The sequence below is a fragment of the Streptomyces sp. RP5T genome (assembly GCF_003933965.1).
GTDB lineage: Bacteria > Actinomycetota > Actinomycetes > Streptomycetales > Streptomycetaceae > Streptomyces.
Genome location: NZ_RSAJ01000152.1, coordinates 1 through 16,781 on the forward strand (window position 1 = coordinate 1; position 16,781 = coordinate 16,781).

Consider the following 16,781-nt stretch of genomic DNA (forward strand, 5'->3'; position numbering starts at 1 on the left):
GCCCCACCCGCGCCGCGATCCTGAGAGCCAGCGCGACCGGCTCCACAACCACCGAGGCCGCCCGCCGGGCCGGCGTGACCCCCACGACGGCCAGCCATCACACCGCCGTACTGCGCGACGCCGGCCTGATCACCAGCCACCGCCACGCCAACACGGTCCTGCACACCCTCACCCCACTCGGAGCCGCCCTGCTGCGAACAAGGCCCGGCGACAGATAACCACCGCCAGCTGGCCGACCACGCCGACCCAGGGCAAGTCCCCCCGCCACACCGCTCCCGGCACTCGGTCATGACCTGCCGGGGCTGCCCGAAGATGTGACGGTCCTTGGGTGTTGAGAGCCGAATCTCGTCTGCTGTGCCGGCGATGTCGACCTGTTAGCTGTCCAGCCACGGCCAACCGGGAAAGACGGGGCGCGGGGCTCACGACCTCCGCGCCGCCGCGGTCTTCGTCGCGCTGAACGTGAGCCTGCTGCTCAACACCCTCTACCTCCAGCACACCCGCGGCTGGACACCGCTCGCGAGCGGCGCCACGACCCTGCCCCTCGCATTCGGGGCCACCCTGTGCGCACCCTGGGCCGGCGTCCTCGTCGGACGTCTTGGTCCGCGACGGCCGATGACCCTCGCGGGCGCCTTCACCACGGCCGGCGGTCTGTGCCTGGTGAACCTGGACCAGAACACGAGCGTGCCGCTGATCCTCCTCGCGCACCTACTGATCGGCTTCGGGTTCGGCTTCGCCAACGCCCCCCTCACCAGTACCGCGGTCAGCGGTCTGCCACGGTCCCGGGCCGGCGTGGCAGGGGCGATCACCTCCACCGCGCGCCAGATCCGCGCGGAGGTCGGTATCGCCGTAGCCGGGGGCCTGGTCGCGGGCACCGGCCCTGCCGGCCTCGCCGCCGCGTCGCGCCCAGGATGGCTGCTCGTGGCGGCCTGCGGACTGCTTCTCCTCGTCGTGGCGCGCTCCTCGCAGCCCGCGGCGGTTGATCCCCTCTGATTGGAGGGCGCGTTCCACGCTGGTGCCTGCGTGGGGTAGCGGACCGAGGGCCTGCGCCTGGCGGACGACGGTGCAGGTCTCGCCCAGGCGTTCGGAGGGGGCTTGCCCGGGATGCAGTGAACACGGTCGGAGCAATCGCCTGCAGTCTTACTCAGCCCGTTCGTCGAGGAGGTGGGGGCCGTTGTTGCGGACGTTGTTGACGGCGGTGGAGACGGGCCGGGCATGGAGATGGCCTTCGGCCGGCTGGCCGAGCAGGGCCCTCAGCTCGTCGGGATCCTGATGGGTGGGGTCGAGCCAGGCGTCGTAGTGGTCGGGCGTGAGGGCGAGCGGCATGCGGGGATGGACACGGCCGGCCGCGTCGGTGGCCTCGGTGGTGATGATGGTGCAGGTCATCAGCCAGGCGGCCGGGTCGTCGTCCTGCTTGACGGCCGGGTCGCGCCAGTACTCGTACAGCCCGGCGAGTGCCATTACCTGCTCGTCCTCGGGGTGGATGAAGTACGGCTGTTTGCGGGCCTTACCGGTGGCTGGGTCCTTGATCTGTTCCCACTCGTAGAAGCCGTCGGCGGGCAGCAGGCAGCGGCGCCGGGTGAAGGCGCGGCGGTAGGCGGGCTTCTCGTGCACCGTCTCCACCCGCGCGTTGATCATCCGTGCGCCGACCTTCACGTCCTTCGCCCACGACGGCACCAGCCCCCAGCGCAGCGGCCGCAACTCCCGCTGCACCGTGCCCGTGTCCTCTTCGCCGCGGGATGAGCGCTCGAGGACCGCCCACACGTCGTCGGTCGGAGCGACATTCCAGTTCGGCGCGAGCGTCTCCTTCGCGGGCACATCGGGCACCTGGAAAAGCGGGGCCAGCTCTTGCGGGCTGCGAGTGGAAGCGTATCGACCGCACATACCGCCACCCTTCCACCAACCTTGTGGTGCGTAAAAGTGTCAGTGCGACGTGCGAAGAAGGGGGCAGTGCGGTGAGAGGAACTGCCGTGCGAAGAGCCGTGCCTTCCGCGCGTGGTGGGTGGCCGCTCCACACGAGGAAACCAAGGTAGGAAACCAAACTGGGGAGCCGATCGTGCCGAAGTCGCGCTCCCGGACCGTAGCCTCCCGCAGGCCGTACATGGGGAAAACCCTGGAAAGGTGGGCGTGCTCTTGTCGCTGCCGCCGTCCGGGCGCTTCACTGGCGCTGCTGCACCCCCACAGGAGAACACCCGTCCCGTCCGTAGAAGGGTTTCTCTTGACCGCCCTACGCGCCTCCGCCGTCACCGCCGCGGCCTGTGCCGCGGTGCTCGCCACCGCGCTGCCGTCCTCGGCCATCAACTCGTACAACGCGACACCCGCACCCGAGCGCACCGAGGTCGGCGCGCTCGTCGCCACCTGGGACAACGACGGCGACCCCACGACACCCGACCGGGTCGACTGGGTCTGCTCCGGCACCATGATCGACGCGGACACGTTTCTGACCGCCGCGCACTGCACCACCGACTGGCCCGACAACGTGAAGTTCTACGTGTCCCTGGACCAGGACGTGCAGGCCGGCCTCGACGCCGCCGCGAAGAAATACCCCGGCGATCCGGCCGCGCAGGCAGGCGCCGTCGCCGTGGAGGGCACCGCCCACAGCCATCCCGACTACCCCGGGCCCGCCTCCGACGCGCACGACATCTCGGTGATCGAGCTGCCCGCGACCAAGGTCAAGGCCCGCTGGACCTTCACCCCGGCCACGCTGCCCACCGCCAACCAGCTCGGCGCGCTCGGCCCACAGTCGCTGAACTCCACCGACTGGTTCGTCGCCGGATACGGCACCCAGGAGGCCAAGCGCGGCCCCGGCGGACAGACCCACCCGGGCGGCGGTGTCCGGATGAAGGCGCCTGTCACCTTCGACGCCCTCAACGACGCATGGGTCCGCCTCGCGATGACCGCGCCCCAGGGCAACGGCGGCGCCTGCTACGGCGACTCCGGCGGCCCCAACTTCGCCGTGATCGGCGGCCGCAACGTGCTCGCGGCCACCACGATCACCGGCGACGGCCCGTGCTACGCGACGAACGTGTCGTACCGCCTGGACACCCCGGGCGCCCGCACCTTCCTGGCGCCGTTCGTGAAGCTGCCGTAACACCGCCGGCCAGGCAAAGAGCGCCGTCTCCGCAGCGCCTTACCGCGCTGACGGACGGTGGGAGAGCAGTTCGAGCCGCGGCCAACGACGACGGTATATCCGTCCACGTCCCGGACCTCGCCGTGGTCCTCCAGGTCTTTCCGGAGGAGATCGGCGAGCACGTGGGACAGGGCCTGCATGGTGGGGGCTCCGGAGGTATCCGGAGCCCCCACCATGTCCCGCACGCGGCCGAATCCTGTCGTAGACGGTATGACTACAGGCGTCCCGGGAAACGGGCTGCACAGCTGGGGCCCGGTGAGCAGTGGAAGTGGCTCAGTGCGCGTCGCCCGATCCAGGACGGCGACGTCAGGACCGCGCGTCGGCCGTTCGCCGCCGGGGCTGCCGGGGCTGCTGGGGCCCTACGGTCCACACGGACGTCGCGGCGCATGGCCGGCCACTAACGCAAGCTCGGCAGGGACGTTCGCATCGGTGCGGTGCTCGGTGTCCGGGGGGCCGGAGCCCGTTGCCGCGTCACGCACCTCCTCCTCGTGGTGGATCGGTCTGCCCGACCCGGTCAGGGGCGCGCCCGTTCCGCCCCGCTGGACGGCGATGATCTCCGCCGCGATGGACAGGGCCGTCTCCTCGGGTGTGCGGGCACCGAGATCGAGGCCGATCGGCGACCTGAGCCGGGCCAACTCCTCGTCGCTCAGGCCCGCTTCCCGCAGCCGTCTTTCCCGGTCGGCGTGCGTACGCCGTGAGCCCAGCGCGCCGACGAACGCGGCAGGCATCCGCAGGGCCGCCTCCAGCAGGGGCACGTCGAACTTGGCGTCGTGGGTGAGCACGCACAGCACCGTGCGCGCGTCGGTCGCGGTGCGGCGCAGGTAGCGGTGCGGCCAGTCGACGACCACATCGTCGGCCTCGGGGAAGCGGCTCGTGGTGGCGAAGACGGGGCGGGCGTCGCACACAGTGACGTGGTAGCCGAGGAGCTTGCCCACCCGTACGAGTGCCGCGGCGAAGTCCATCGCCCCGAAGACGATCAGGCGGGGCGGAGGCACACTCGACTCGACGAGCAGGGTCAGTCCGCCGGGGCAGCGCGAGCCGTCCGCCGACAGCTCGATCGTGCCGGTGCGGCCGGCGTCCAGCATGGCGCGGGCCTCACCCGCCACCGTGCGGTCCAGTTCCGGGTGCCCGCCGAGTCCGCCTTCGTACGAGCGCGCCCGGGAGGGCCGGGACGGCTCCCCCACCGCCTCGCCCGGCCGCACCAGCAGGGCCGTGCCGAGGAGGTCGGCGGGGCCGCGTACGACACGGGCGAGGGCTGCCGGCTCGTCCCGGACGGCAGCCGACAGGGCCGACCGGAGCACCGCCCTCCCAGGCGCGTCCGGGCCGACCGGGGTGACCATGACGTCGATGATCCCGCCGCAGGTCAGACCGACCGCGAAGGCGTCCTCGTCGCTGTACCCGAACCGTTCGACGACCGTCTCGCCGTGCTGCAACGCCTGGACGCAGAGGTCGTACACCGCTCCCTCCACGCAGCCGCCGGAGACGGAGCCGATGACCGTGCCCTCGCTGTCGACGGCGAGGGCGGCGCCGGGGCCGCGCGGGGCGCTCCCGCCGACGGCCACGACGGTGGCGACGGCGAACGCGCGGCCCTGCTCCATCCAGCGGTGCAGGTCCCCAGCGAGGTCAAGCACGGACGCCTGCCGTCAGGACGCGGTCGGGGCGGATCGGCAGGTCCCGGTGGCGTACGCCGGTCGCGTGCCAGACCGCGTTGGCGACGGCCGCGGCGGCGCCCACGACGCCGATCTCGCCGATGCCCTTGATGCCGACCGGGTCGTCGGGGTCCGGGTCGTCGATCCAGTCCGCCTCGATGGCCGGAACGTCTGCGTGGGAGGCGACGTGGTAGCCGGCGAGGTCGGCGCCGTAGTGGCTGCCCAGCGCACGGTCGCGGACCGCCTCCTCGTGCAGGGCCATGGAGATGCCCCAGGTCATGCCGCCGACGAACTGGTTGCGGGCGGTGAGCGGGTTGACGATCCGGCCGGCCGCGAAGATGCCGAGCATGCGGCGCACCCGGACCTCGCCGGTGGCGGGGTCGACGGCGACCTCGGCGAACTGGGCGCCGAAGGAGTGTCGTTCCGTCCTGGCGAGGGCTCCGAGGGCCTCCGTGGTGTCGGACCGTACGGTGAGCCCCTCCGGCGGGATGTCGGCGCCGAGGGCGAGCCTGTCCCGCAGTTCCCGTGCGGCGGCCATGACCGCCCATGCCCAGGAGCGGGTGCCCATGGAGCCGCCGGCGATGAACGCGGGGCCGAGGTCGCTGTCGCCGATGCGCACCCGGACGTGTTCCGTCTCGGTCCGAAGGGCGTCGGCGGCGATCAGGGTCAGTGCGGTCCGGGCGCCGGTGCCGATGTCGGCGGCGTTGACCCCGACCGTGAAGGTGCCGTCCGCCTCCGCCGTCACGGACGCGGTGGACGGGCCGGCACCCGCCGGGAAGGACGCGGCGGCGGTGCCGGTGCCGAGCAGCCAGCGTCCCTCGCGGCGCAGGCCGGGGCGCGGGTCGCGGTCGGCCCAGCCGAACCTGCGGGCGCCTTCCCGGAAACAGGCGATCAGGTTGCGGCCGCTGAACGGCAGTCCGGACACCGGGCCCGCCGCGGGGTCGTTGCGGGCGCGCAGTTCGATCGGGTCGAGACCGCACTTGTCGGCGAGTTCGTCGATCGCCGACTCCAGTGCGAACGATCCCGGTGCCTCGCCCGGCGCGCGCATGTACGTCGGGGTCGGCACGTCGAGCCGGACGAGCCGGTTGGCGGTGTGGTGGGCGTCCGCGCCGTACATGGTCCGGGCGGGACCGGCGGCCGATTCGATGAACTCGTGCACCGTGGAGGTGGCGCTGAGGGAACGGTGCTCCAGCGCGCGCAGCCGGCCGTCGGCATCGGCGCCGAGGCGAAGGCGCTGCCGGGTGGGGCTGCGGTAGCCGGTGAGGGAGAACATCTGACGGCGGGTCATGACAACGCGGACCGGGCGCTGCAGTTCGGTCGCGGCCATGACGGCGGCCACCTGGTGTGCGCGGATGCCCTTGCTGCCGAAGCCGCCGCCGACGTGTTCGGAGCGCACTCGGACAGCGGACGGGTCGAGCGAGAACATCTGCGCGAGTGCGCTAGCGACCCAGAAGGTGCCCTGGTTGGAGTCGACGACTTCGAGACGGCCGCCGTCCCAGCGGGCGGTCGCCGCGTGCGGCTCCATCATGGTGTGGTGCTCTTCCGGGGTGGTGTACCCGGCGTCCACGACCACCGCAGAAGAGGCGAGTTCCGCCTCCAAGTCGCCGTTCTCGATCACCGCCGGCCCATGGTTGTCGAGCGGGTACGCGTTCGGGTGCTCGCCGGTGAAGTCGACGTCGTGCGGCTCCTGTTCGTACTGCACCACCAGGGCTTCGGCAGCCTCCCTGGCGCGTTCGGAGGTGTCGGCGACGACCAGCGCCACCGGCCAGCCGGCGTGCGGCACCCTGTCGTGCTGGAAAACGGCCGCGGTCGGGTCCGGTACGCCCAGCACACTGGCGTACCCCGTCTCGACCCGCGGGGCGTTGCCGTGATGGAGGACGGCCACCACGCCGGGCATGGCGAGGACGTCGGTGGTGTCGATGGGGCGGATGCGGCCGCGGGTGACCGTGGACAGCACCAGCCAGCCGTACGCGAGGTCGGCGAACGGGATCTCACCGGCGTAGCGGGCGGCTCCGGTGACCTTGTCGCGGCCCTCCACCCGGGTGTGCGCGGTGCCGACGGCGTTCGTGCGTGCCGTGGGGGTGGTGGTCATCGGGCGGCCTCCTCGGTCAGTTCGCTCAGCACGGCCACGACGAGGTTGCGCATGAGGGTCACCTTGTAGGCGTTGTGCGGCAGCGGTTTCGCCGCGGCGAGTTCGGCGTCCGCGGCGGCGGCGAAGGTCTCGGCGTCGGCAGGCGCTCCGGTGAGGACGTGTTCGGCCGCCGTCGCCCGCCACGGCCGGGATGCGACCGCTCCGAAGGCGAGGCGTACGTCGCGTACGACGCCGTCCCGGACCTCCAGCGCGGCGGCGACGGAGCCGATGGCGAAGGCGTACGAGGCACGCTCGCGCACCTTGCGGTAGCGGGACCGGGCGGCCACCGGAGCGGGCGGCAGGGTGACGCCGGTGATCAGCGCGCCCGGCGGCAGCGCGGTCTCGCGGTGCGGGGTGTCCCCGACCGGCAGGTAGAAGTCGGCGAGGGGCAATGCGCCGGGGCCGTCGGCGGTTTCGTACGACACGACCGCGTCGAAGGCGGTCAGCGCGACGCCCATGTCCGAGGGGTGGACGGCCACGCAGTGCTCGGAGGCGCCGAGGATCGCGTGGTTGTGGTGCTCGCCCTCGATCGCGGGGCAACCGCTGCCGGGCACACGCCTGTTGCAGGGCTTGGTCACGTCGGTGAAGTAGCCGCAGCGGGTCCGCTGGAGCAGGTTGCCTCCGACGGTGGCCATGTTGCGGAGCTGGCCGGAGGCACCGGCCAGTACTGCCTGTGCCAACGCCGGATAGTGGCGGCGGACCTCGGGGTGGGCGGCGAGGTCGCTGTTGGTGACGGTGGCGCCGATGCGCAGGCCGCTGTCCGCCGTCACCTCTATGCCGTCCAGGGGCAGTTCACGGACGTCGACCAGACGGGTGGGCCGCTCGACACCGGTCTTCATCAGGTCGACGAGGTTGGTGCCACCGCCGAGGAAACGGGCGTCGGGGTCGGCGTCCAGCAGGGCCAGGGCCCCGGAGACATCGAGGGCCCGGTCATAGGCGATCTCCCTCACGCTGCCGCCTCCTCGGTTTTCGCTTCCGCAGCCCGGGCCACGGCCTGGACGATCGAGACGTACGCGCCGCAGCGGCACAGGTTCCCGCTCATCCGTTCCCGGATCTCCTCGGCGCTCAGGGGTGGTGGTCCAGCCTCGGGGCGGACGTCGTCGGTGACGGCACTGGGCCAGCCGGCCGCGTGTTCCTCGATCACCGCGATCGCCGAGCAGATCTGGCCGGGGGTGCAGTAGCCGCACTGGTAGCCGTCCAGGTCGAGAAACGCCTGCTGCACCGGGTGCAGTCGGTCGCCCTCGGCCAGGCCCTCGACGGTGGTGATCTCGCGTCCGTCGGCGGCCACGGCCAGTTGCAGACAGGACACCGCCCGGCGTCCGTCGAGCAGTACCGTGCAGGCGCCGCACTGCCCCTGGTCGCAGCCCTTCTTGGTACCGGTCAGGTCGAGGCGCTCGCGCAGGGCGTCGAGCAGGGTGGTGCGGTGGTCGACAGGCAGACTGTGCTTCTCCCCGTTGATGTTGAGGGTGATGTCGCTGGATGTTGACGAGGGGGCTGGGGCCATGTTCAGCCTTCTTTCACGTGTCCCAGACACGTCGGTGCGTCAGTCCGACGCTAGAGTGAGCTCAAGCGGACAGTTGTCCGTTACCGGTCGAACGTAGTGGACAACTGTCCGGTTCTCAAGGACCGTTTTCGGACACGAGCCGGCGAGGAGGACGAGTGCGGCACAGAAGCGACCCACACCTGCGCTCAGACGCACAACGCAACCGCGAACGCATCCTGGAAGTGGCCCTCACCGAGCTTTCCCGGGCCGCCGACACCCCGCTGAGCACCATCGCCAAGAAAGCGGGTGTCGGCCAGGGCACCTTCTACCGCAACTTCCCCAACCGCGAGACGCTCGTGCTCGAGCTCTACCGCCACGGGGTGCAGCAGATCGCCGACAGCGCGTCCGAACTGCTGGAGACCATGGAACCCGACCAAGCCCTGCGGGCATGGATGGACCACCTCGCGCGGTTCGCGATGGCCAAGGCCGGCCTGGCGGAGGCGATCCGCCAGGCCCTGAGCACCTCGTCCGGAAAGGCGGCGAAACCCGGCCACACTCCGGTGACCGACGCTGCCGCCCTTCTCCTCCACGCCTGCGAGGAGGCCGGCACGATCCGTCCCGGCATCACGGCCGACGACTTCATGCTGGCCATCGCCGGCCTGTGGCAGCTCACCCCGCACGGCGACTGGCAGCCCCAGGCGACACGCCTGCTGGACATCGTCATGGACGGACTTCGCGCGGGGGCGCCCGGACGCCGGGGCCCGTCCGGCCGATCAGGCCCACGGTAGGCACCAGCGCCTCGTGGTACGGGGCGTCCAGCGCCGGCATCGGCTCGGAGCTACCGGGACTGGCAGCGACCGGTAAGCGCCTCGTCTTCAAGCCGGAGCTGACGGCCGGAATCAGGACGGCAGCGTGTGGTCGGGCGAGGGCATCCTCTCTGCAGGCGGCGACGGCACGGAGACCGGGCGCCTCTGCTGCGCCTCTCCCCGACGATCGCGTGGGGCTCGGCATGCTCGTGCTGGTCGCGGGCGGGTGACTCCAGTGAAGATCATCGGTCCACAGGAGACTCCAGGAAGAGCCGATCCCCACGACCGCGCCCAGCCAGCCCCAGCTAAGTGCGGTTCAGACTCCGTCAGTTGAAGGGATCCAGCGTCAGGTACGCCTGCTGAGGGTTGCCGTCGTGGACGAGGGACTCCTGGTTGCCGACGTCGTCGAAGGCGAAGGCGTAGGCCTTGCCGTCCGCCATCTGCGCGTGGATCTTCTTCGCGTACTGGTTGGTCACCGAGTCCAGGTAGAAGTTCGTGGTTCCGGTGTCCGGCTGGTTCGGGTTGACCAGGAGGGTGGAGCGGTTGAAGCCCGCGCACAGGGTGCGTGAAATGGGGCCGCGCACAAGGTCGTTGGGTGCGTCGAGGTTCTTGTAGCAGCCGAAGACGCTGGCCGCGTCGGGCTTCTGGAAGCTGGTGACCACGGCGCCCGAGCTGTTCGTGAAGTTCATGACGTTGCCCGACACCCGGCCGAAGTACTTGGTGTTCGGCTGGTCGGTGAAGGGTGTGACCGTCAGGTTCGTCGTCGCGTACTTCTGCCATACGCGGTTGATGTAGTCGTCCATCACGGACGCGGGCAGGGCTCCCGTCTCCAATCCATAGGTGGGAGAGAGGGCACGTAGCACGGTGCCGTCGGACCGGGTCTGGATCAGGTTCGCCCAGCCTCCGGCCTGGCCACGCAGTGAGTTGTAAAACCCGTTGTAGCCGCCCGACTTGAGGTGGCCTGTGGAGAGCGTGCTCCCGTCCGCACGCTGCACACCGACCGCGTAGGGCGCGGAGAACATGTCCACCTGGGTGCTGTTGATCCACAGGCCGGAGTCGTTGAGCGTGTACTCGGACCAGTTGAAGAGGATGTTGCGATTCGGGTCGGACGGGTTCTGGACCGCGGGCTGCACCAGTCCGCCCGTGGTCAGCTTGAAGACGAGTTTCTGGCCGTAGGAGAAGTAGATCCGGCCGGAGAACTTCGGGATCCGAATGGTCTTCGTCTGCCCGTTCGCCGGTCCCGCGATGGACGCGTCGGGCGCCGGCGTCGGAGGATTGCCGCCGGCCGGCCAGGCATGGAACGTACCGTTCGCGTCCGCCCAGCCCTGCTGCCCCGTACTCAGCAGTGTGCCCAGGGTGTAGACGTAGACCGCGTCCCCGCGTCCGGAGTTGTTGGTGAGCTTCAGGGGGATCGTGGCGGGTACCGCCGCGTCCGCAGTGGACGGCGTGAGGACCGTGAGGGCGGCGCCGAGCAGCGCGGCCGCCACCGTCGGCGCCATGAGCCGGCGAGTGAGCTTCTTGAGCACGCTCCACCTCCGTGTGGGGGGCCTGGGGGGAGATTGGTCCGTACCTGATGTGAGAGCGCTCTCAAAGTGACACCGCTATTGCGTACATGTCAACGGATCGAACAATCAAATGCTCAACAGCGCCCGTGGATCGCGTTCCTCGGGCGACTGTGGGTGAGGGCCGCGGAGCACGCTCCGCGGCCCTCACCGTCACGTCGTCACACGCAGGACGGCCGGACGGCCGCTCAAGGTGTCAGGGCAGGATCCATTTCTGGTTGGGGCCCGTGTGGCAGGTCCACAGGTGGACCGGTGTGCCGTCGTTCCAGGTGCCGCCGGAGGCGTCGAGGCACTTGGCGGACTGGGGGTTGCGGACCGTGCCGTCGGTCTGGGGCGCCCACTTCTGGGCGCCGCTGCCGTTGCACGTCCACAACTGCACCTTCGTCCCGTCGGCGGAGCCGCCGCCGGACACATCCAGGCACTTGCCCAGCGCCTGGACCGCGCCGTCCGCAGCGATGGTCCACTTCTGGGCGCTCGTGCCGTTGCACGTCCACAACTGGACCTTCGTCCCGTCGGCGGTGTTGGCGTTGTCGACGTCCAGGCACTTGCCGTTGACCCCCTTCACCTCACCAGAGCGGGGGCCGGGCGGAGTGTCGCCCGCCGGCTTGATCCGGATGTTGCGGAACGCGACGTCGTCGCCGTCGCCGTGGTTCTGGATGCCGATGTAGCCCTGTTGCAGGCTGCGGACGGGATCGGTGTTGGTGAAGTCGTTGATCTTGACTCCGTTGAGGAGGATCTCCAACCGTTCGCCGGTGACCTTGAGTTCGTACGTGTTCCACTCCCCCGGCGGGTTCAATGCGGTGTCCCGCGCGGCAAGGTCGGCGGACTTGAAGCCGTACACGGCGCCCGTGGTGCGATCGGCCGCGTCGGTGGCGTCGATCTGGATCTCGTAGCCGTTGTTCACGGCCGACCAGGGGTCGTCGGAGGCGGGGAAGCCGATGAGGACACCGGAGTTGTCGTCGCCGGCCACCTTCCAGTCGAGCTTGAGGGAGTAGTCGCCGGTGAACTCCTTCGCGGAGTACCAGAGCATGCCCAGTCCGCCGTAGGAGGTGAGGCTGCCGTCGGCGAGGGTGAAGCCGCCCGGGCCCGCCTGTTTCCATCCGGTTGTGGAGGAGCCGTCGAACAGGGAGGTGTAACCGGTCTCGGGGCGGCAGTCCGCCTCGGTCATGCCGGCGGCCCAGCGGATGCCGCCGAGGAGGTGACGGCGGAAGGCGACGTCGCTGAACGACTCGTCGGTGTGGCCGCCGCCGGTGTAGAAGGCCCGGCCGCCCTGGTAGTCCTTGCACCAGACGATGGGGTGGTCTCCGGACATGTTCCCGCCCGTGTAGCTGGACTCGTCCAGCGAGGCGAGCACGTGGGCCGTCTGGCGGGGGTTGGTGCGGTAGTTGTACCACTCATCAGTGCGCTGCCAGGTGGGGCCGAGGTGGGCGGTGGAGTCGTGGGCCCGGTCCTCCACCTTGACGGTGGCGGTCTGGATCGCCGGGTGGGAGTGGAACAGGGCGCCTGCCAGGCCCTCGTAGAAGGGCCAGTCGTATTCGGTGTCGGCGGCCGCGTGGATGCCGACATAGCCCCCGCCGCCCTTGATGTACTGCTCGAAGGCGGTTTGCTGGGCGTCGCCGAGCACGTCACCGGTGGTGGAGAGGAAGACGACCGCCTTGTACTGGCCGAGGTTGCCGGTGGTGAAGGCCTGGGGGTCCTCGGACGCGTCCACGGTGAAGTTGTTCTGTGTGCCGAGGGCCCGCAGTGCCGCGATGCCGTCGTCGATCGAGGAATGCCGGAAGCCCGCGGTCCGGGAGAACACGAGAATCTTGTACGCCGGATCGGCAGCCGCCTGTGCCGCCGGGCGGGCAGCGGCCGGTGCCGCCTGCCGGGCCGGGGCGGCCGGCTGATCCGCCGGAGTGGGCAGGGCGGTCGCCTGCGGGGCCAGACAGAGCGCGAGGCCGGTGAACAGGCCGAGAACCCCTGTGAGTCGCTTACGCCTGTGAAGTCGCCTCCTTTCTACGGAAGGGTCCATTTCTGATTGGCGCCGGTGTGACAGGTCCACAGGTGGACCTGTGTGCCGTCGTTCCAGGTGCCGCCGGACGCGTCCAGGCACTTGGCGGACTGCGGGTTGCGGACCGTGCCGTCGGTCTGGGGCGCCCACTTCTGGGCGCCGCTGCCGTTACAGGTCCACAGCTGCACCTTCGTGCCGTCAGCGGTGGCGCCGCCGGACACGTCCAGGCACTTGCCCAGCGCCTGGACCGTGCCGTCCGCGGCGATGGTCCAAGTCTGGGCGCTGGTGCCGTTGCAGGTCCACAGTTGGATCTTGGTGCCGTCGGCGGTGTTGGCGTTGTCGACGTCCAGGCACTTGCCGTTCACGCCCTTGACCGCGCCCGAGCGGGCTCCGCCGGAGGTGGTGAAGGAGAACTCGTCGACGTCGAAGAGAGCTCCGGCGCCGCCCTTGAAGACGAGGTACAACTGCGTGGTGCTGCTGGGCTGACTGGTCAGGCCGGTGGTCACGTCCTGGAAGGTCTCCCAGTCGCCGGTCACCGGGACGGTCGCCGTGCCGAGCAGGGTGCCGGTCGGGGATCCGGCGCGTACTTCGATCGTGCCCCCCGCGCCCGCGGAGGAGACCCGGGCGGTGAACTGGGTGGCGTTGTCGAGGGCGTACGGGGTGAAGGAGATCCAGTCGCCGTTGTCGATGTTCCCGACGGTCCTGCCGCCGTGGGCCGGGCCGTGCGTGATGACATCTACTCCGGCTGAAGCGCCGTAGTGCTCGGCCTGCCGGTGGGAGGGCTGGACGATGTGCTGGTCGTGCGTGGTCAGCGCGGGCTGGCCGTTCGCGCCCTTGTCGGTGTACTCGGCGTCGAGGACACCGAAGATGTTGGCGTTGGGGTCGTGTTCGCCGTCGGCCAGGGTCTGCAGCGTGCCCGTGCATCCGCTCGCCGAGGTCTGCGGGTGGCCGTGGCTGTCGTGTCCGACGATGAAGGAGACCTTGACCCGGGAGCAGTCGATGGTGCCGTCCTCAGGGTCGGTCACCGTCACTTTGAAGGGGATCGCGGCACCGAAGTCGTAGATACGGCCGTCCGCGGGCAGGTCGATCTGCACGCTGGGGGCGGTGTTGCCGACGGTGACCTGTACGGAGGCCGTCGCATTCTTGCCGGTCGGGTCGGTCACCTTCAGCGTCGCCGTGTACTGGCCGTTGGCCGTGTAGGTGTGCGAGGGGCTGGCGGCGGCGGAGGTCGCGCCGTCACCGAAGGTCCAGGCGTAGGTGAGAGCGCCGCCGTCCGGGTCGGAGCTGCCGGATGAGGAGAAGGAGACCGTGAGCGGTGCCTTTCCGGAAGTGATGTCCGCCTTGGCCTGCGCGATCGGGGCGAGCCCGTCGGTGACGTGCTCGATGCGGTACAGGGCGGAGTTCTCGTCGCCGTTGAAGTAGCCGGTGCCGTAGTCGAGGACGTACAGGGCACCGTCCGGGCCGAAGGCCATGTCCATCACCTGGGTGCCGCTCCAGGGGAAGGCGTTGATGGACTGCACCGTGCCGTCGCCGCCGGCCTCGATGCGCTTGATCCAGCGGCGGCCGAACTCGCCGGCGAAGAAGTCGCCGTCGTACTCCTGGGGGAACTTGACCTCGGAGGTGGACGCGGCGTCGTAGCGGTAGACGGGGCCGCCCATCGGGGATTCGGAGCCGCCGCCGAACTCCGGTACGGATGTGCCGTTGTAGGGGATCCAGGCCGGTCGTGCCGGGGGCAGGTCGGTCAGTCCGGTGTTGCGCGGTGAGGTGTTCTTGGGCGCGGAGCAGGAGAACGTGGCGCCCGAGGTGCTGGTGGCGAAGTCGTAGTCGGTGTAGGCGTCGTTGTTGCCGGTGCAGTACGGCCAGCCGTAGTTGCCGGCCTGGGTGATGCGGTTGAACTCGACCTGGCCCTCGGGTCCGCGGCCGGGTGCCGCGGTTCCGGCGTCGGGGCCGTAGTCGCCGAGGTAGACGATGCCCGTGGCCTTGTCCACGCTCATGCGGAAGGGGTTGCGGAAGCCCATCGCATAGATCTCGGGGCGGGTCTTGGCGGTGCCGGGCGCGAAGAGGTTGCCGCTCGGGACGGAGTACGTCCCGTCCGCGTCGACCTTGATGCGCAGTACCTTGCCGCGCAGGTCGTTGGTGTTGCCCGCCGAGCGCTGGGCGTCGTAGGCGGGGTTGCGGGTGGCGCGCTCGTCGATGGGGGTGTAGCCGTCGGAGGCGAAGGGGTTGGAGTCGTCGCCGGTCGAGAGGTAGAGGTTGCCCGCCGCGTCGAAGTCGATGTCGCCGCCGACGTGACAGCAGATGCCGCGCGAGGCCGGAACGTCGAGGATCTTCTTCTCGCTGGTCAGGTCCAGGGTGTTGTCGGTTTTCAGGACGAACCGGGACAGCCGGTTGACGCCGTCGAAGGGGGTGAAGTCGGAGGCCGACCCGTCGGAGGGAGCGTCGCCGCCCGGCGTGCTCAACTTCGGGGCGTAGTACAGGTAGATGAAGCGGTTGGAGGCGAAGGCAGGGTCCACCGCGACGCCTTGCAGGCCCTCCTCGTCGTGGCTGTATACGTCGAGCTTGCCCGCCACCGCCGTGTTTCCGGCCGCGTCCGTCAGGCGCAGCGTGCCGTCACGGGAGGTGTGCAGCACCGAACGGTTCGGCAGCACGGCGAGCGTCATGGGCTCCCCCGTCTCGGCCACGCCCTTGGCCAGCGTGACCTGCTGGAACTCGACCGCCGCCGCGGCAGCGCGGCCGACCGGATCCGGCGGGGCAGCAGCAGCTGTTCCGGGCAGGAGGCAGCCGACGGTGCACGCCAGCGCCAGCGCCAGTGAGCGGAGGGGTCTGGGTCTTGCGAGTCTGACGAATTTCTTGCGCACAGACGTCTCCCGAGGGGTGGGGTGTTGTGCAGGACCCGATCGGTCCTGTTCGGGACGTGCAGGCGCGCGCCGTCGCGCCTCGAACCAGCCCGCACACCGCATGCACATGACCGGCCCAGTCCAAGGAAGTTAGCGGGCCTGGTTCCGGCGCGTAACCCCTTTGACGCGAGATCGCTCAACTTTTTCTACGATCAGGACAAAGTCGGTTTCCTGGTGGGCGACCTGATCGGCGGACTCTGGGACCACTGCCCTGTTTCTGCCGTCCGGTGATCTGGCACTGGTGGGACTGGCGGGCTGGTGGTGGATGCCGAGACGAATGGTATGACGCCCGGGGCGGAGGACGGCTTGTGCTTGTCTCATTCCAGGTCGCCCGGGTGCGTCCCGTGCTTCGACACGGCCGCAGGCACGCCTGGGCGCACGCCCCTGCACAGCGGTATCTCCGGGTCATGGCTGACCGTCGCCCGTATCCGAGTGATCTGACCGATGCCCGTTGGGAGTTGATCGAGCCCGTCCTGGCTGCCTGACGCTACGAGCGCCACGGCCGGGCGCCGGCATTCGGCCGGTCCGCCGAGCTCGACCTGCGCGAGATCATGAACGCGATCTTGTACGTGGACCGCACCGGGGTGCAGCGGCGCTACCTGCCGCACGACTTCCCCCACTGGAACTCCGTCTACGGCTGCTTCGCCAAGTGGCAGAAGGATGGCATCTTCGCCCAGCTCAACGGCCTGTTACGGGAGCTGGTCCGCGAACCGGGGGCCGTGACAGCGAGCTCTCGGCCTGCGTGATCGACGCGCAGAGTGTGAGGACCTCCACCAGCGTCCCCGCCGCGGGCCAGGGCACGGACAACGCCAAGAAGATCGTGGGCCGCAAGCGGAGCATATCGTGACCGACACGCGCGGCCTCCTGCTCGCGGTCCTGGTCACTGCTGCCAGTGTCCTGGACTCCAACGTCGGCACCCGCCTGCTCGACCACCCCGCGATCCGCAAGACCTGGGGAGCCGGCGGCTACCGTTAGCACTTCGTCGAGCACGCCGCCACCCTCGGCATCGACATGGCGATCAGCGCCCGCACCTCCGGGACCGCGGGATTCGCCCCGATACCCAAACGCTGGGCCGTGGAACGGACCTACGGCTGGCTCATGCTGCACCGCCGCCCGGCCCGCGACTACGAGAC

12 protein-coding genes and 1 pseudogene are annotated in these 16,781 nt (G+C 70.1%); 5 read left to right on the forward strand and 8 right to left on the reverse strand.

The features are described 5' to 3' along the window. Both EHS43_RS18025 and EHS43_RS18030 read left to right on the forward strand, forming a co-directional pair. On the forward strand, window positions 1–218 hold a 218-nt coding region (locus tag EHS43_RS18025), incomplete at its 5' end, for a helix-turn-helix transcriptional regulator (protein WP_148104056.1). Window positions 219–453: 235 nt separating this feature from the next. Continuing rightward, the gene (locus tag EHS43_RS18030; protein WP_260470584.1) at window positions 454–990 is read left to right on the forward strand and encodes an MFS transporter; all 537 of its coding nucleotides are present in this window, start codon (window positions 454–456) and stop codon (window positions 988–990) included. 147 nt (window positions 991–1,137) lie between these two features. Here EHS43_RS18030 and EHS43_RS18035 read toward each other — a convergent pair whose 3' ends face one another. Continuing rightward, window positions 1,138–1,881 carry an SOS response-associated peptidase gene (locus tag EHS43_RS18035; RefSeq protein WP_125191798.1) on the reverse strand — a complete coding sequence of 248 codons (744 nt, stop codon included), beginning with the start codon at window positions 1,879–1,881 and terminating at the stop codon, window positions 1,138–1,140. Between the two features lie 334 nt (window positions 1,882–2,215). On the opposite strand from EHS43_RS18035, the gene EHS43_RS18040 reads away from it, so the two are divergent. Continuing rightward, the gene (locus EHS43_RS18040; RefSeq protein ID WP_125191799.1) at window positions 2,216–3,088 is read left to right on the forward strand and encodes a trypsin-like serine protease; all 873 of its coding nucleotides are present in this window, start codon (window positions 2,216–2,218) and stop codon (window positions 3,086–3,088) included. A gap of 398 nt (window positions 3,089–3,486) precedes the next feature. Here the strand turns inward: EHS43_RS18040 and EHS43_RS18045 are convergent, their stop codons facing one another. The 4 genes from EHS43_RS18045 to EHS43_RS18060 are packed head-to-tail and all read right to left on the reverse strand — an operon-like array spanning window position 3,487 to window position 8,411. Further along, window positions 3,487–4,758, reverse strand: a complete 1,272-nt coding sequence (locus EHS43_RS18045) for an XdhC/CoxI family protein (RefSeq protein ID WP_125191800.1) — start codon at window positions 4,756–4,758, stop codon at window positions 3,487–3,489. Next, window positions 4,751–6,868 carry a xanthine dehydrogenase family protein molybdopterin-binding subunit gene (locus EHS43_RS18050; protein ID WP_125191801.1) on the reverse strand — a complete coding sequence of 706 codons (2,118 nt, stop codon included), beginning with the start codon at window positions 6,866–6,868 and terminating at the stop codon, window positions 4,751–4,753. Before EHS43_RS18050 ends, EHS43_RS18045 begins: the two co-directional genes overlap by 8 nt. Continuing rightward, window positions 6,865–7,857 (reverse strand): xanthine dehydrogenase family protein subunit M, encoded by a 993-nt coding sequence (locus tag EHS43_RS18055; protein WP_125191802.1) that lies wholly within the window; start codon window positions 7,855–7,857, stop codon window positions 6,865–6,867. The genes EHS43_RS18050 and EHS43_RS18055 overlap by 4 nt, the downstream gene beginning before the upstream one ends. Beyond that, window positions 7,854–8,411, reverse strand: a complete 558-nt coding sequence (locus tag EHS43_RS18060; protein ID WP_125191803.1) for a (2Fe-2S)-binding protein — start codon at window positions 8,409–8,411, stop codon at window positions 7,854–7,856. Before EHS43_RS18060 ends, EHS43_RS18055 begins: the two co-directional genes overlap by 4 nt. A 155-nt stretch (window positions 8,412–8,566) precedes the next feature. On the opposite strand from EHS43_RS18060, the gene EHS43_RS18065 reads away from it, so the two are divergent. Continuing rightward, entirely contained in the window at window positions 8,567–9,178 is a 612-nt protein-coding gene (locus tag EHS43_RS18065; RefSeq protein WP_125191804.1) for a TetR/AcrR family transcriptional regulator, read from the forward strand. A gap of 344 nt (window positions 9,179–9,522) precedes the next feature. Here EHS43_RS18065 and EHS43_RS18070 read toward each other — a convergent pair whose 3' ends face one another. From EHS43_RS18070 to EHS43_RS18080, 3 genes are all read right to left on the reverse strand, one after another. Then, window positions 9,523–10,722: a glycoside hydrolase family 64 protein gene (locus EHS43_RS18070; RefSeq protein ID WP_221740740.1), complete on the reverse strand. Its 1,200-nt coding sequence runs from the start codon at window positions 10,720–10,722 to the stop codon at window positions 9,523–9,525. 232 nt (window positions 10,723–10,954) lie between these two features. Further along, the gene (locus tag EHS43_RS18075) at window positions 10,955–12,772 is read right to left on the reverse strand and encodes a ThuA domain-containing protein (RefSeq protein ID WP_125191805.1); all 1,818 of its coding nucleotides are present in this window, start codon (window positions 12,770–12,772) and stop codon (window positions 10,955–10,957) included. Continuing rightward, window positions 12,757–15,555 carry a PQQ-dependent sugar dehydrogenase gene (locus tag EHS43_RS18080; RefSeq protein WP_260470585.1) on the reverse strand — a complete coding sequence of 933 codons (2,799 nt, stop codon included), beginning with the start codon at window positions 15,553–15,555 and terminating at the stop codon, window positions 12,757–12,759. Before EHS43_RS18080 ends, EHS43_RS18075 begins: the two co-directional genes overlap by 16 nt. Before the next feature lie 500 nt (window positions 15,556–16,055). On the opposite strand from EHS43_RS18080, the pseudogene EHS43_RS18085 reads away from it, so the two are divergent. Next, window positions 16,056–16,781 (forward strand): annotated as a pseudogene (locus EHS43_RS18085) (IS5 family transposase); the annotation flags it as partial.

Coding starts and splice junctions, on each gene's coding strand:
- EHS43_RS18035 (WP_125191798.1), bottom strand. CDS start 1,881: ATGTGCGGTCGATACGCTTCCACTCGCAGCCCGCAAGAGCTGGCCCCG.
- EHS43_RS18050 (WP_125191801.1), bottom strand. CDS start 6,868: ATGACCACCACCCCCACGGCACGCACGAACGCCGTCGGCACCGCGCAC.
- EHS43_RS18060 (WP_125191803.1), bottom strand. CDS start 8,411: ATGGCCCCAGCCCCCTCGTCAACATCCAGCGACATCACCCTCAACATC.
- EHS43_RS18075 (WP_125191805.1), bottom strand. CDS start 12,772: ATGGACCCTTCCGTAGAAAGGAGGCGACTTCACAGGCGTAAGCGACTC.